The 14,091-nt window shown below is 66.6% G+C and carries 16 protein-coding genes; 9 read left to right on the forward strand and 7 right to left on the reverse strand.

Going from position 1 to position 14,091, the window contains the following annotated elements:
* Positions 1-59: 59 nt before the first annotated feature.
* The gene (locus ACFVUS_RS40455) at positions 60-617 is read left to right on the forward strand and encodes an NUDIX domain-containing protein (RefSeq protein WP_387779638.1); all 558 of its coding nucleotides are present in this window, start codon (positions 60-62) and stop codon (positions 615-617) included.
* On the opposite strand, the gene ACFVUS_RS40460 is transcribed toward ACFVUS_RS40455, so the two are convergent.
* A complete protein-coding gene (locus tag ACFVUS_RS40460) occupies positions 592-1,074 on the reverse strand; it encodes an SRPBCC family protein (protein ID WP_387779641.1) in 483 nt (160 codons plus the stop codon). The two genes, ACFVUS_RS40455 and ACFVUS_RS40460, sit on opposite strands and share 26 nt — an antisense overlap.
* 145 nt (positions 1,075-1,219) lie before the next feature.
* Between ACFVUS_RS40460 and ACFVUS_RS40465 the strand changes: the two genes are divergently transcribed.
* A complete protein-coding gene (locus ACFVUS_RS40465) occupies positions 1,220-1,735 on the forward strand; it encodes a L,D-transpeptidase (protein WP_387779644.1) in 516 nt (171 codons plus the stop codon).
* A 55-nt stretch (positions 1,736-1,790) separates the two neighbouring features.
* Here ACFVUS_RS40465 and ACFVUS_RS40470 read toward each other — a convergent pair whose 3' ends face one another.
* Positions 1,791-2,537: an SDR family oxidoreductase gene (locus ACFVUS_RS40470; protein ID WP_387779647.1), complete on the reverse strand. Its 747-nt coding sequence runs from the start codon at positions 2,535-2,537 to the stop codon at positions 1,791-1,793.
* A gap of 85 nt (positions 2,538-2,622) precedes the next feature.
* Between ACFVUS_RS40470 and ACFVUS_RS40475 the strand changes: the two genes are divergently transcribed.
* Positions 2,623-3,456: a helix-turn-helix transcriptional regulator gene (locus ACFVUS_RS40475; protein WP_387779650.1), complete on the forward strand. Its 834-nt coding sequence runs from the start codon at positions 2,623-2,625 to the stop codon at positions 3,454-3,456.
* Between the two features lie 83 nt (positions 3,457-3,539).
* Here ACFVUS_RS40475 and ACFVUS_RS40480 read toward each other — a convergent pair whose 3' ends face one another.
* The gene (locus ACFVUS_RS40480) at positions 3,540-4,118 is read right to left on the reverse strand and encodes a TetR family transcriptional regulator (protein WP_387779653.1); all 579 of its coding nucleotides are present in this window, start codon (positions 4,116-4,118) and stop codon (positions 3,540-3,542) included.
* 160 nt (positions 4,119-4,278) lie between these two features.
* Here ACFVUS_RS40480 and ACFVUS_RS40485 point away from each other — a divergent pair, with 160 nt between their 5' ends.
* Positions 4,279-5,445, forward strand: a complete 1,167-nt coding sequence (locus tag ACFVUS_RS40485) for an FAD-dependent oxidoreductase (protein WP_387779656.1) — start codon at positions 4,279-4,281, stop codon at positions 5,443-5,445.
* Between the two features lie 16 nt (positions 5,446-5,461).
* Here the strand turns inward: ACFVUS_RS40485 and ACFVUS_RS40490 are convergent, their stop codons facing one another.
* On the reverse strand, positions 5,462-6,010 hold the full coding sequence (locus ACFVUS_RS40490) for an NADAR family protein (RefSeq protein ID WP_387779659.1): 549 nt from the start codon (positions 6,008-6,010) through the stop codon (positions 5,462-5,464).
* A 171-nt stretch (positions 6,011-6,181) separates the two neighbouring features.
* Positions 6,182-7,387 carry a hypothetical protein gene (locus tag ACFVUS_RS40495; RefSeq protein WP_387779662.1) on the reverse strand — a complete coding sequence of 402 codons (1,206 nt, stop codon included), beginning with the start codon at positions 7,385-7,387 and terminating at the stop codon, positions 6,182-6,184.
* Positions 7,388-7,524: 137 nt separating this feature from the next.
* On the opposite strand from ACFVUS_RS40495, the gene ACFVUS_RS40500 reads away from it, so the two are divergent.
* From ACFVUS_RS40500 to ACFVUS_RS40510, 3 genes are all read left to right on the forward strand, one after another.
* Complete coding sequence (locus ACFVUS_RS40500; protein WP_387779665.1) at positions 7,525-9,075, forward strand: alkaline phosphatase D family protein; 1,551 nt, start codon at positions 7,525-7,527, stop codon at positions 9,073-9,075.
* A gap of 77 nt (positions 9,076-9,152) precedes the next feature.
* On the forward strand, positions 9,153-10,412 hold the full coding sequence (locus tag ACFVUS_RS40505; RefSeq protein ID WP_364643966.1) for an FAD-binding oxidoreductase: 1,260 nt from the start codon (positions 9,153-9,155) through the stop codon (positions 10,410-10,412).
* Positions 10,413-10,511: 99 nt separating this feature from the next.
* A complete protein-coding gene (locus ACFVUS_RS40510; RefSeq protein WP_387779668.1) occupies positions 10,512-11,336 on the forward strand; it encodes an SDR family NAD(P)-dependent oxidoreductase in 825 nt (274 codons plus the stop codon).
* 56 nt (positions 11,337-11,392) lie between these two features.
* On the opposite strand, the gene ACFVUS_RS40515 is transcribed toward ACFVUS_RS40510, so the two are convergent.
* Positions 11,393-11,779 (reverse strand): MerR family transcriptional regulator, encoded by a 387-nt coding sequence (locus tag ACFVUS_RS40515; protein ID WP_387779671.1) that lies wholly within the window; start codon positions 11,777-11,779, stop codon positions 11,393-11,395.
* Positions 11,780-11,844: 65 nt separating this feature from the next.
* Between ACFVUS_RS40515 and ACFVUS_RS40520 the strand changes: the two genes are divergently transcribed.
* The gene (locus ACFVUS_RS40520) at positions 11,845-12,618 is read left to right on the forward strand and encodes an SDR family oxidoreductase (RefSeq protein ID WP_387779674.1); all 774 of its coding nucleotides are present in this window, start codon (positions 11,845-11,847) and stop codon (positions 12,616-12,618) included.
* Between the two features lie 159 nt (positions 12,619-12,777).
* Complete coding sequence (locus ACFVUS_RS40525; RefSeq protein WP_387779677.1) at positions 12,778-13,623, forward strand: hypothetical protein; 846 nt, start codon at positions 12,778-12,780, stop codon at positions 13,621-13,623.
* Positions 13,624-13,628: 5 nt separating this feature from the next.
* Here ACFVUS_RS40525 and ACFVUS_RS40530 read toward each other — a convergent pair whose 3' ends face one another.
* On the reverse strand, positions 13,629-14,072 hold the full coding sequence (locus ACFVUS_RS40530; protein ID WP_387779680.1) for a TIGR03618 family F420-dependent PPOX class oxidoreductase: 444 nt from the start codon (positions 14,070-14,072) through the stop codon (positions 13,629-13,631).
* Positions 14,073-14,091 lie beyond the last annotated feature (19 nt).

Below are 14,091 nucleotides of genomic sequence, written 5' to 3' on the forward strand. Positions count from 1 at the left end.
AATGCTGCCCCTAGGGGCAAGGTCAAGCCCCGGCGCGCGCGATGGGTCAAGATCGAGGGATGGAACGGATCAGTTCACGGGAGATCTACTCGAATCGGTGGATAACGCTGCACGAGGACGTCGTTCGGCACGACAACGGGGAGCAGGGCATCTACTCCCATATCGACAAGGGCGATTTCGCGCTCATCATCCCGTTCGACGGTGCGCGGTTCCATCTGGTGGAGCAGTTCAGATACCCACTGCGGCAACGCTGCTGGGAGTTCCCCGGCGGTTCGATACCGGACGCGCAGGGGTTCGATCCGATCGAGGTCGCGCGGCAGGAACTGCGGGAGGAGACCGGGCTGCGCGCCGACAATCTGGAACTGCTCGGCAAATTCGCCGCCGCGCCCGCGACCGCCAACCACTACGGCCATGTCGTGCTCGCCACCGGCTTGACCGAGGGCGAGCACGAACGCGAGGCGACCGAACAGGATATGCGCGCGGCCTGGTTCACCCGCGACGAACTCGAATCGATGATCGCCGAGAACGTGATCGTCGATTCGCACTGCATGGCGGCCTATTTGCTGCTGCTTCTGCATGAGCGCAAGAGCGCTACGCCGACTCCCCCGCATGCTTGATCAGACCGTGCACGACCTCCGGGAAATCGGCGGTGATCTGCGGGCCGACCTCGGGACCCGCGGTATCGGCGGCGGGACCGGTGATCTCGGTCCGGTAGGTGACCCGGGTGCGGCCGTCGCCGAGCGCGGTGAGCCGATGTTCGGTGCGCACCTCGAGGCCCTCGCCGGCGAACACATCGCTCCAGAGTTCACCGTCGATGATCTCGACGAACCGCAGTTCGACGGTGTCGCCCTCGGGTGAGGTCATCCGGAATGACGTCCCGACCGCGAAAGGTCCGTCCAATTCGAAGCTTTCGATGCCCGGATTCCATTCCGGCCACCGATTCGGGTCCGACCAGCTGCGCCACAGCGCCGCCGCGTCCACCGTGGTCTCGGCGCTGAATTCGTACTCCCACATGGTGATCTCCCAAGCTCGGAACCGCTTCGAGCGGGACAGTATCCGTTTTGCGGTGTACACGCCGATTCTCCCCGGTGGCGATTCGGCACGAATCCCCGCTTTGCGCTTATAAGATGCACTGATAGTTCCTGTGCATGACCAAAGTGGTGGTTTCCGAATCACCGGCGTACAGCGCTGCGCCCTGGATGAGCGAGGTTGGAACGTCATGAGCGGCAAGCAAATCCGTAAACGCACGGCCGGGATACTCACCGGTCTGGCCTCGGCGAGTCTCGCCCTGTCGGGTACCGCCCAGGCCGAACCGCTATGGCCCGGCGGCCCCGATGTCCCCGGCGTCCCCGCCATTATTCAGCCCCCGGCCCCCGCGCCGGTGGTCGCGCCCTGCACCACCGCGGGCGCGCGCGTCTGCATGAGCCTGTCCGAGAACGAGGCCTGGCTCATGGAGAACGGCAAGGTTATCTACGGCCCGACCCCGATTTCGCACGGCCGCCCGGGTTTCGAGACTCCCCCCGGCGTCTTCCACGTGGCTTCCAAGAAGGAATACCACTGGTCGACCATGCACAATGCCGAGATGAAGTGGGCCGTGTTCTTCAATGGCGATATCGCCACCCATATCGGCCCGATCGAAGAGAAGTCGCACGGCTGCATCCGGATGACTCCCGAGGGCGCGGAAACCCTGTACCGCTGGGTGTCCAATGGCGACATCATCGAGGTCGTTCGCTAGTTTCCGCTCGACCGGGCACTCATGGCGGCAGGTCCGCCATGGGTGCCTTTCTCGATTACCAAGGCAGTCGGCCGTATTCGACATCCGAACCCCACAGAAAGCCCCAGAGCTCGCCGGACGGGCCATCCGCCGGGAGGGTGGCCAGGTGGACGGACGGTTCGGCACCCTGCGCGGCGGACCGGAAACCGGTGTTGTGGTTCAGATCGGTGGCGCAGTAGCCCGGATTGGCGGCATTGACCTTGATGGGGGTCTCCCACAGTTCCTTGGCGTACATGGCGGTGACCATATTCAGCGCCGTCTTGGAGGACGGATACGGAATGGACGCCATCTGCCACATCGGGCCCTCGGGATTCAGCATCATGTCCAGCGAGCCGACCTCACTGGAGACATTCACGATGCGCGCGGCCTCGGCCCGGCGCAGCAGCGGCAGCAGTGCGTTGACGACCGCGACGACGCCGAACACATTGGTCTCGTAGACCCGGCGCAGATTCGCGAGCGAGGTGGAGGACGGTTTCCCGTCGCGCTCCATACCGCCGGTGATACCGGCATTGTTGATCAGGATGTCCAGGCTGCCGAATTCGGAATCGATCCATTCCGCGGCGCGGGCGATGGAATCCTCGTCGGTGACATCGAGCTGGACGAAGTGCGCCTGTGCGCCTTCGGCTTTCAGGGTGTCCGCGGCGGCCTGGCCGAGATCCTTGTCGCGGGCTCCGAGCAGGACGGTGATGCCGCGGGCGGCGAGCTGGCGGGCGGTTTCGAATCCGATGCCCTTATTGGCTCCGGTGATGAGTGCTGTGGTCATGGAGTAAGCATCACGCCGCGAGGGTGATCCGGGGAGGACCAGGTTGTACCACCCAGAGCGGGATGAAAAGGACCACACTTGGGTTATGGCGGATCGAAGCGCACTGGCCGAATTCCTGCGGACGCGGCGGAATCGGCTGCGGCCCAGCGATGTCGGCCTACCCGACGGGCTGAACCGGCGCGCGGCCGGATTGCGCCGCCAGGAGGTCGCGCAATTGGCGGGGATCTCGGTCGACTACTACATCCGTATGGAGCAGGCGCGCGGGGCGAAACCGTCGCGGCAGGTGCTGTCCGCGCTGGCGCGTGCGCTCATGCTCACCGTCGATGAACGCGAATATATGTTCCGGCTGGCCGGGGAGCACCCGCCGATCAGCGGTGGGCCCAATCGCACTGTGCCGCAATCGGTCCGGATCATGCTCGATACGCTCGGCTCGCCCGCCTACGTGGTGGACGCCACCTACGAGATCCTGGCCTGGAATCGCTGCGCGGTGCCGTTCATCGGCGATCTGGACGCCCATCCCGACCACGAGCGCAATATGGTCCGCTGGATGTTCCTGCAGGCCGGGGACCATCCGCAATGGTCGGACGAGGAAACCCGGCGCTTCGCCCGCTCCACCGTCGCGGATCTGCGCGCCGCCTACGCGCGCTATCCCGGTAATCCGGCGCTGGCCCGGCTGGTCACCGAATTACTCGGCACCGCACCGCGTTTCGCCGAAATGTGGAACTCGCACGAGGTACAGGTGCGGCGCGGGCACAACAAGAGCATCGCCCACCCCGAGCTGGGCGCACTCGAATTCGAATGCCAGGTCCTGCACATCTCCGACACCGATCAGCGCATCATCGTCTACTGCGCCACCCCGGGCACCCGCACCGCCGCCGTATTCCGCACCCTCGCAGCGGAATCCGGCCGCGCGACGTGACCCGTCATCCCGGCATGTTTTTGGCCGGGATCCACCCGGCGACTTGGATTCCGGCCAAAAGCGCGCCGGAATGACGAGGCCGTTCAGTCGGCGGGGGCCGAGGTGAGGTAGCGCTGGATGGTGGGGCCGATATCGGCGACCAGCTGGTCGGGGGTGAGCGCCAGCACCGGGGGGATGCGTAAGACGTAGCGGCACAGGGCCAGACCGAGCATCTGGGTAACGATCAGCGCGGCGCGCCGGGGCGCGTCGGCGGGATCGCCGAGCCGCAGGACCGCGGGCATGACCTGTTCGGCGAAGACCTGGCGCACCCGTTCGGTGACGGTGTCATCGGTGACGGCCGAGCGCAGCAGGGTGAGCATGACCTCATTGCCCGGCGGCGCCTCCCAGATCTCCACGAAGCGGCGCACCAGCAGTTCGCCGAGGGCATCCGCCCGCACCGCCGCGAGATCCGGCAGTTCCAGGCGCACATCGACAGCGGCGGCGAACAGACCCTCCTTACTGCCGTAGTAGCGCATGACCATGGACGGATCGATGCCCGCGTCGGCGGCGATGGCGCGAATGGTGGCCTTGCGGACGCCGTCCTCGGCGAACCGGCGGCGCGCGGCGTCCAGGATGGCGGCGCGGGTGGCGTCGGAGCGGCGCGGGGCGGATGCTGCGGTCATGCCAACAACTGTAGGCCAACAGTCGTTGGCGCACACGAGCAACACCGGACAACTTGTCAACATCTGTTGGCCAACAAGTGTTGACAGGCCTTCGACCGGGGCATATCGTTCACGTCAACAGATGTTGGCCAACACACGTTGGCAAGATCGAGGAGTCGATATGAACGCCATTCCCGCCACCACCACGGTCGCCATCGTCGGCGCGGGCCCGGCCGGTCTGACCGCCGGCATCGCGCTCGCCGACGCGGGTGTGGATGTGGTCCTGCTGGATCGGCTCGCCGAGGGCGCGAACACCTCCCGCGCGGCCGTCGTGCACGCCCGCACCCTCGAGGTGCTGGAGCGCTTCGGCATCACCGATGAGATGCGCGAACGCGGAATCGTGGTGCCGCACTTCGTCATGCGTGACGGTGAGCGCGCGATCGTGGAGATCTCGTTCGACGAACTGCCGTCGGCGTACCCGTACACGCTCATGATCGGGCAGGAGACGACCGAGGCGATCCTGTTGGCGCGCCTGGAGAAAGCGGGCGGCAGCGTGCATCGCCCCTACGAGGTCACCGGCCTCACCCAGGACGAGAACGGCGCGACCCTGACCTACACGGGACCGGACGGTGCGGGCTCGCTGCGCGCGGACTATGTGATCGGCGCGGACGGCATGCACAGCAAAGTCCGCGACGCCGTGGGCATCGCCTTCACCGGCGCGAGCTATCCGGAATCGTTCGTACTGGCCGATGTCCGGATGACCTGGCCGGATGCCCGCGACCAGGTGGCACTGCATCTGTCCCCCGAAGGCGTCACCGTCATCGCACCGCTGCCCGATGCGGCGGGCGATCGCTACCGCGTCGTCGCCACCCTCGCCGACGCCCCCGAAAAGCCGAATCTGCAAGACGTCCAAGCGATCCTGACCGCCCGCCGCCCCGCCTCGAATGTCCAGGTGCACGAGGTGCTGTGGAGCTCACGCTTCCGCGTGCACCACCGCGTCGCCGAGCAGTACCGCGCGAATCGCGTATTCCTCGCGGGCGATGCCGCGCACGTACACAGCCCGGCGGGCGGTCAGGGCATGAACACCGGTATCCAGGACGCCGCGTTCCTCGGCGATGTGCTGGCCCGCACCGTGCACGGCGAACCCGCCCTGCTGGACACCTACGAGCAGACCCGCCGCCCGGTGGCGCTGCGCGTGGTGTCCTTCACCGATCGCGTGACCCGCATGGCCACCCTGCGCTCCGCCCCCGCCCGGCACGTGCGAAACCTGTTCCTCGGCACGGTGACCCGCATCCCGGCGGTCCGCCGCACGCTGGCCTTCCGCATCGCCGAACTCGACAACCGCTGACCCGACCCGAGCCGGATCAGGCCACCGAGACCAGGGCTTCGCGAGCGTCCATCAGCGCGAAGCCCAGTAGGTTCTCCCCGCGCCAGGTGGAAGGGTGTGCGGCCGCGGGGTTTTCGGCTCCCAGGCCGATACCCCAGATGGTGTCTCGCGGCGCGGCCTCCACCAGGACCTTGTCGCCCGTCGCGATGAGGAAATCGCGCAATGCCTCGTGCTGGCCGAATTTGGCGATGCTGCCGCGCATGACGATATCGAAGCGGTGCGCGACCCAGGTGTCCTGATCGAAGCCCCGCACCTCGCGGCCCAGCCGCTTGGCATCGGCGGGGGTGGCGCTGGCCAGGATCTTGGCGCGGATGGCCTCGTCACCGAACAGCCGGGCCTTCTCGCCCATCATGAAATGTTCGGCGCTGCCGTAGCTCTGGCCGTCGACGGTGAATTCCACCTGCCACCACTGGCTGAGCACCCACTTGCCGATCTCGTACCCCGGGGTGCGGGTATGCCCCCAGAAGAAGAGGAATTCCGGTATGGCCCCGTCCGCCATCTCAGCTGTCAGCTGCGCCCTGTCCACAAAACCCGACCCTAGCCGACCCTGACGACACAATCCGATGCCTTATTCGCCACACCGCCGGACCCGCCGCTATGCCGCTGTACCGCAACCGCTCCAGCCCCGAATCGCCCACACCCACCACACACCCACCCTCGTCATCCCGGCGCGCTTGTGGCCGGGATCCACACGTTCTCAATACGACAGCGCGCGTAGGCGATCCATCACCCCGGCGGGCGGATGATCTTCCACCCGATAGCGCGGCGGATCGAAACCCGGAGCGGGGGTGAGCGATACGTGTGCCGCGACGTCCTCCCAGGCGACCCGGAAGACCTCACCGGTCATGGTGACCAGGCAGACGAAGTGGGCATACGGCAGCAGGGTGGGGACGCCGTCGGTCCACGGGGTCATGGTGTGTTCGGTGCCGTCGGGGGCGCGCACATGCATGACCTCGCTGACGGCCTCCTCGCGATAGCGGTCCGCGCGCAGATATTCGGTTTGCACGCGGTACGCGTGCGCGGCCAGTCGCGCTTCGGCACTGCGCAGCGCGGACCAGCCGGGATGCCCCTGCGGCACCTGGAGCGGCACCAGATCGCCTTCGGCGTCCACGGTGTACGGCAGCGGGGACAGCGGGCGTAGCGCCTCGTCGTACTTGTTCGCGGCCATCTCCAGAAACGCCGGGAGCTGCTCATCGGAGGAGTCCAGCACCACGAACATGCCGAGGTGCCCGGGCATCAGCACGATGGGCCGGGTGCCGGTGCGGGTCGCGACCCCGGCCAGCCAGCCCGCCACCAGCGGTAGTGAGCCGACATAGCTCTCACCGTCGTCATCGGCGAATTCGAGCACCCGGGTATTCGTGGTGGGTTCGAAGGCGGCGAGCGTATTCATCGCCAGGCCGGCCATATTCACGTGCGCGGCGCGGAATACCTGTTCGGCGTCCACACCCCAGCGCTCCAGATCGAGCCGATTGACGAAATGCATGGTGGCGGGCATATCCACCACGACGAGTTCGATCAGGTACGGCAGCGCGGGCCGCCACACCATCACATCCCGGCCTTCGAATCCCTCGAGGTCGATGCGTGAGCGCTCGGATCCGCGCAGCACCGGGCGCAATCGCCCCGCCACCGCATCCCAGGTGTCCGGCGCGCTCTCGGTGAGGTACTCCCCCACCAGATCATCGACGCGGCGTTCGCGTTCGGCATCCGGCTGCCCCTGGCAGCGGGTGTACAACGTGTCCAGCATCAGCTTGCCGTGCCCGGACTCGCGGAAGCGGAAACGCACCTCGAAAGCGGCGGCGTCGAATTCGGCGGATTCGATGCCCTCGTAGCCGAGGACTTGCGCAAGCACCTTCTCCCCGAACCGATTTCGCGCCGACCCGAACACCCCTCCCAGAAAACTCATGTTCCGGACTATACGGAGCGGGACCGACAATCGGTCCAGCTCGCGACCCCGCGACACGCCGCACCGTAGCCGAGCATTCGCGGACCGGTCCGGCACAGTTCAGCTGATGTTGAGCTAGCTGATGAAAGGTCGGCAACATGGCTATACATCTGTCGCGGCGCACCCTACTGCGCACCTCGGCCGCCGGTCTGATCGTCGCTCCGGCGCTCGCGGCGTGCTCGTCGAATGATGGTCCCGCCTTGGTCACCCAGCGGCCCAAGCTCACCCACGGTGTGGCCGTGGGTGATCCGCGCTCGGACGGCGCGCTCATCTGGGCCCGGTCGGATCGGCCCGCGAAACTCATCGTCGAGACCGCCGCCACCGAATCCTTCAAGGACGCAAAGCGTTTCGAAGGCCCCATGCTGACCCCCGATACCGACGGCACCGGCCGGGTGCGGGTGAACGGCCTGCCCGCCGGACAGCAGGTGCACTATCGCGTCACCCTCGAGGGCGATGCCACCTCCGAACCGGTCACCGGCGTTTTCCGCACCGTGCCCGCAGGCGCGTCGGATATCAAACTGCTGTGGTCCGGCGATGTGGTCGGCCAGGGTTACGGCATCAATCCCGATCTCGGCGGTATGAAGATCTTCTCCGCCATGGCCGCGCGCGATCCGCATTTGTTCATTCACTCCGGCGATTCCATCTACGCGGACGGCCCGCTCAAGGAATCGGTGACGCTGCCGGACGGCCGGATCTGGCGCAATACCGTCTCCGAGGCGAAAAGCGCTGTGGCGCAGACCCTGGATCAGTTCCGCGGTAATTTCGCCTACAACTTCACCGACGAGAACTATCGCCGCTTCAATTCCTCGGTGGCGCAGATCGTGCAGTGGGACGACCACGAAACCGTCAACAACTGGTATCCGGGCGGACAGGTCGGCCCGACCAAGGGATATACCGAGCGCAGCATGGACGTGCTCGCCACCCGGTCCTGGCAGGCATTTCACGAGTGGATGCCGGTGGAGCCCAAGGAGGCCGTGGACGGGCGGCTGTATCGCAAGATCTCCTACGGACCGCTGCTGGATGTCTTCGTACTGGATATGCGCACGTACAAGGACACCAATGACGAGAACCGCTCGCCGGACGGCAAGATCTTCGGTGCGGCCCAAACGCAATGGCTCATCGGCGCTTTGAAGGATTCCAGGGCGACCTGGAAAATCGTCGCCAACGACCTGCCGCTGGGCGTGGTCGTGAAAGATGGTGAACAGCCCGATCGCACGGCTTTCGAGGGTCCGGCGAACAATGATCCGGGCGCGCCCTCTGGTCGCGAGACCGAAATCGCCAAGGTGCTCTCGTCCATCAAGGCGAACAAGGTTTCCGGCGTCGTCTGGCTCACCGCGGATGTGCATTACACCGCCGCGCACCACTATTCGCCCGAGCGCGCCGCGTTCCAGGACTTCGACGAATTCTGGGAATTCGTCTCCGGGCCGTTGAACGCCGGTGCGTTCGGCCCGAACCCGCTCGACGGAACCTTCGGCCCGGAAGCCGTTTTCGTGCACGCGCCGCCGGTGCAGAACGCCTCACCGCTGGACGGCGCGTACCAGCATTTCGGCGAGGTCAGCATTGACGGCAAGTCCCGCGAACTCACCGTGAATCTGTGTGACGCGACCGGGAACGTGCTGTTCACCCAGCGTCTGGCACCCGCACGCTGAGGCGTCTCGCACCCGCACAGTGAGACGGCGGTCCAAGTACGAGCAGGACGGGCTCGACTATGGTTAGCTGTAGCGCCATGAGCACGTCCTTCTCCACCCTCCCGGCCGAGTTCCTGCCGCGCGACACCGCGGATGTGGTTCGTACCGTTCGGGATTCGCGCAAATCGACGAAACCGCTGATCATCCGCGGTGGGGAGCGACCGGACGAAGAGCTCGCACTGCCCGAACAGGGCACCGTGCTCTCCCTGCGCAAGATGAACCGGGTCCAGGTGGTGGACGCCGACGCCCGCACCGTGCGGGTGCAGGCGGGCGCGCGCCTGTCCGATATCGACCGCACCTTGGGCGCACACGGTTTGGGCCTGCCGATCGTCGGCGACCACCGGGATATCACCGCGGGCGGTTTCGCGGCGGTCGGCGGGCTCAGCGCCGCCTCGCATCGCTTCGGCATGTTCAGCGATAACGTCGTCGAGGTCGAATACGTAGACCAGGACGGGCGTTTCGGCACCTGCGGGCGCAATCACCACACCGAGCGCTTCCACAAGATCCTGGGTGGCGGCGGGCGCACCGGCATCATCACCGCGCTCACCCTCGGGGTGACCGAGGTGGACAAGGACCGCACCTGGCTCACCACCGACGCGCACCGCTTCCTGGACTTCGACACCTTCGTGGAGCAGGCGTACAAGGAGATTCAGTCGCCCGGTGAGGCCATGCTCCAGGTCGGGCGCTGGGTGGACACCGCACCGCTGAAGGTGGCGCGACCGGTCGGCACCGGCACCGTACAACTGGGCACGGTGCGCTTCGGTCAGTGGTCGAGTCTGCATCCGACCGCGCCCAATCTGTCGCTGCGCGCGCGGCGCGAGGTCGGCTCACGCGCTCGAAAGTCGCTGGGCGCCATCGCCGCATCGGCGGGCGGGCGCGCCGGTATGCCGGTGCGTAATGCCGCCGCGGGCGCGCTCATGTTCGCTCCGAAGGTGCTGACGCTGCGCGATGCGGAGTACCTGGCCGATACGGTCATCAGTTCCTCCGAACGTGGTTCGGCATACCGCATCTCGGTCTTCGCGCCGATGTCGACCTATCCCAGGGTCTTCCACAAGCTGCACGATCTGTTCTCCGGGCATCGTGAGCAAACCGGTTGCTTCACCGTGATTTCCGCGCTCACCTACGGGGTGCGCTCGCACTACCTGCGCGAACTCGATAACGAAGATCATGGCTTCATCACCTTCACCTGCCGGTTGCGCCCGGCGGCGCTGCCCTCGGAACTGTTGCGGGACATCGTGTCCTCGATCGACGAAATCTGCCTGGCCGAACGCGCCCGGCGTTATGACCCGACCGATTAGAATGTGTTCCGCCGCACCGCCAGCAATCGGCTAGCAGCCGGGTGGTGCGGACGGTATCGGTACTGTCGGCGGGGTATCGGTGCATGGTTCGGCTCATTCATGACTGAAGGTTGCCTGTCCATGATGGAATTCCGCACTGCCCGACGCCCTCGTCCCGCCGCCGATTCGATCGCGGGAAAACGCATCGTGATCACCGACGCCTGTTCCGAAATAGGCCGGGCCACAGCGCGATTACTCGCCTCCCACGGCGCAGAGGTACTCCTCGTCGCGCGCCGCGGGAGTCAACTGGCCGTCGATTGCGCCGCCATCATCGAAGCCGGTGGCCGCGCGCACTGGAATCGCTGCGATCTGTCCGCGCTCGGTGATGTGGATCAGCTGGTCGAATGGCTGCGCACCGATTTCGACAGCATCGATGTGCTGATCAATAACGCGGGCCGCCCATCCCGTCGCCCGGTACTGCAATCACTGGATCGCTTCAGCGATTATCAGCGCACCATGGCCGCCAACTACTTCGGCCCGCTCCGGCTGACCCTGGGCCTGCTGCCCGCCATGCTCGCGGGCGGTTCCGGGCACGTGGTGAATGTCGGCCCCTGGAGCCTGACCACCGGCGCCGCACCGAATTTCGCGTCCTATGCCAGCTCGCAGGCGGCCTGGACCACCTTCGGGCAGTGCGCCGACGCCGAACTCTCCCCGCGCGGGATTCACGTCACCACCGTGCACTATCCGGCGTTCCGCATCGACGCCACCGCACCCACGTATTTCACCGAACAGCCGGTGCTGGACGCGAGCGAGGCGGCGCACTGGATCGAGACCGCCATCCGCACCCGGCCCAACCAGCTCCAACCCCGTTTTCCCCGAGCCCTGTTGGGCCTCGCGGGCATGTCACCCCGTACCACCCGGTTGAAACACGCCCTCGGCATCTGAGCCAGCTCCACTCGATGAGGGGAGACGGGGTGCCGGGCACTCGGGCACCCCGCCTTTCAGTTCACTCGGACCGATCGCTCCAGCTCCCTGCGCCGCACCGCCGCAACGTATTCGGCGACGGCGGCACGACTGTGTTCCAGCGCCGCGATGCGCGCCGTCATGCGGTCGTACTCCTGCTCCAGGGTCGTCAGCATTTCCGGGGTGGGGTTGTCGAAGTGGATATCGCGCGGCGCCTTCAGGCACGGCAGGATCTGCCTGATGATGCGCACCGGCAGCCCGGCCGCGAGCAGACCCCGAATCTGCACCACCCGATCGACATTCGCCTCGTCATAGCTGCGATAGCCGTTCGCACACCGATCCGAGGCGATCAAACCCTGCTCCTCGTAGTAGCGCAGCAGGCGGGGCGGGGTTTCGGTACGCCGCGACAGTTCTCCGATTCGCATATGACCCAATCCGATTCGCGTAGGGCTTGACTCTCACACCGGTGTCAGAGTTTCAGGATTCCGCTATGAGCAACAACGAGAACATCGCCCAGCGTCCCGTCCACGATTTGACCGGCAAAGTCGCACTGGTGACCGGCGGCAGCCGCGGCATCGGCGCGGCGATCGCCGAACGACTCGCCGCCGACGGCGCGCACATCGCACTCACCTATGTCGAGGCCGCCGATCAGGCCGCGGCGGTCGCGAAGCGGATCGAGGCGAACGGTGGCCGGGCGCTGATCATTCAGGCCGATCTGACCGAACCCGAGGCCGCCACCCGCGCGGTCGAACAGACGGTGAAAGAGCTGGGCGGCATGGACATTCTGGTGAACAACGCGGGGTTCCTCACCTACGGGCCGCTGACCGAGGTGTCCGCCGCGGAATTGGATCGGGTACTGGCCGTCGATATCCGCTCGGTCTTCCTGGCCGCCCAGGCCGCCGCCCGGCAGATGTCCGAGGGCGGCCGGATCATCAGCATCGGGTCCTGCTTCAACGGGCGGGTGCCGGGTCCGGCGTTCGTGCTCCAGGCCACCGCGAAATCCGCGCTCATCGGACTGACCAAAGGTCTTGCCCGCGAGCTGGGTCCGCGCGGTATCACCGCCACTATCGTGGATCCGGGTCCGATCGACACCGATATGAATCCGGCGGACGGCGATACCGCCGGCTTCCAGCGCTCGCTCACCGCCCTCGGGCATTACGGGCAGGCCGCGGATATCGCCGCGGCCGTGGCGTATTTGGCCGGTCCCGGTGGCCGGTACATCACCGGCACCTCGCTCGCGGTGGATGGCGGGTATACCGCCTGACACCCGGCGCGCCCGGTATCGCCAGCGTGCGTACCGGGCGCGTTCGCGCGCCCTCCGGGCTCGCCCGGGGATCTGTAGGCTCGCAAAGGAAGTGCCCGGCCACGCCTGCCCGGCGGATCCGTGCGCCGTCCACCCCGTCGACCGGCCGGAGGTATCTCCTTGTCCAGCACAGCGATCCGGTCACGATCCGCGGGCGTCTCCGGCCACCTGGTCGTCGCGCTCGTCGCATTGGCCGTGGTCCTGGGCTTCGCGCTGGTCATCGCCCCGCGGACCCTGGCGGCAAACGATTCCGCGGACTTCTCCGATGAGAACGCGCTGCGTGAGGCGTTCCGGAAGGCCTTCGCCGAGTATTGGGCGTCCGGTTCCGGCGACTTTCCCGCGAGCCTGCAACACACGGTCGACTACTGGTTCCGCTATCACATCGCCAAGGCGGTGATCGCCGCGCTGCTGCTGATCGTGCTTGCCGCACTGGCGGTGCTGCTCTGGAAGGCGTTTCTGCGGGCCGGCGGACTGGGTGCGGGAGTCAATGCCGCGCTGGCCACCGCCGGGACGTTCGTCACCCTGCTCGCCGTCTTCGCGCTGTTGACGGTGATGGCGAATATCCAGGGCATCGCGTCCCCGTTCGCCTCCCTGCTGCCGATGCTGCCGGTCGGCGACTACGGCGGTGCCTACGCGGGCATCATCGGCCAGATCCGCCGGGCGCTGGCAGGTTCGGAGACCACGCCCGCGCTGCGGGTGATGATCGACGATTTCGGCCGGTACCACGTGGCGATGGCGGTCATAGCCGGAACGGTGGCCGTCATATTCGCCGTCGCCGGGGCGCTGTGCCTGCGCGCGTTCGCTCGAACAGCCAAGTCCGAGAGGCGAACCCGGCGCGTGCTGGCGACCTTCGGAGCCCTCGCGATCCTGTCGACCGCGACCACGATCACCCTCGCGGTGGTCAACACCGCAACCGCGGCCGATTCCGCACCCGCCCTCGCCGCGTTCTTCAACGGCGGCTGGTGATCAACTCACCCGTTCCCGTACACCCGATCCGGAATCACCAGCACCACCGCGCGCCGATCCTCCGCCATCACCCGGTCGTACTCATCCCAATCATCATGCGTCCCACCGGCAGCGCTGAACACCTCCCGCAGCAACACCCGCAACCGCTCCCCATCGATCCCCGCCACCGGATCATCGGGTCCGACGATCCACACCGTGCCCTCGACCGTGCGCCACTCCCACCCGACCCGAACCACCACCGACATGCGCGGCCGCGCCCGCAGATTCGCCAACTTCCGCGTCCCGCCCCGCAACACCATCCCCACCACGGGCTCACCGCTGTCCGGATGTTTCAACACCCCCGCATTGATCAGCGAGGACTGGATCGTCCCATCCGCCCGCAACGTCGACACAACGCACAGCCCATGATCGCCGGCAATCAGCCGCGCGAATTCCGCGAGATCGGTCACGATCGAAGTCTACGGACTC

It is taken from the genome of Nocardia sp. NPDC058058, from assembly GCF_042885355.1.
In the GTDB taxonomy this organism is placed as follows: domain Bacteria; phylum Actinomycetota; class Actinomycetes; order Mycobacteriales; family Mycobacteriaceae; genus Nocardia.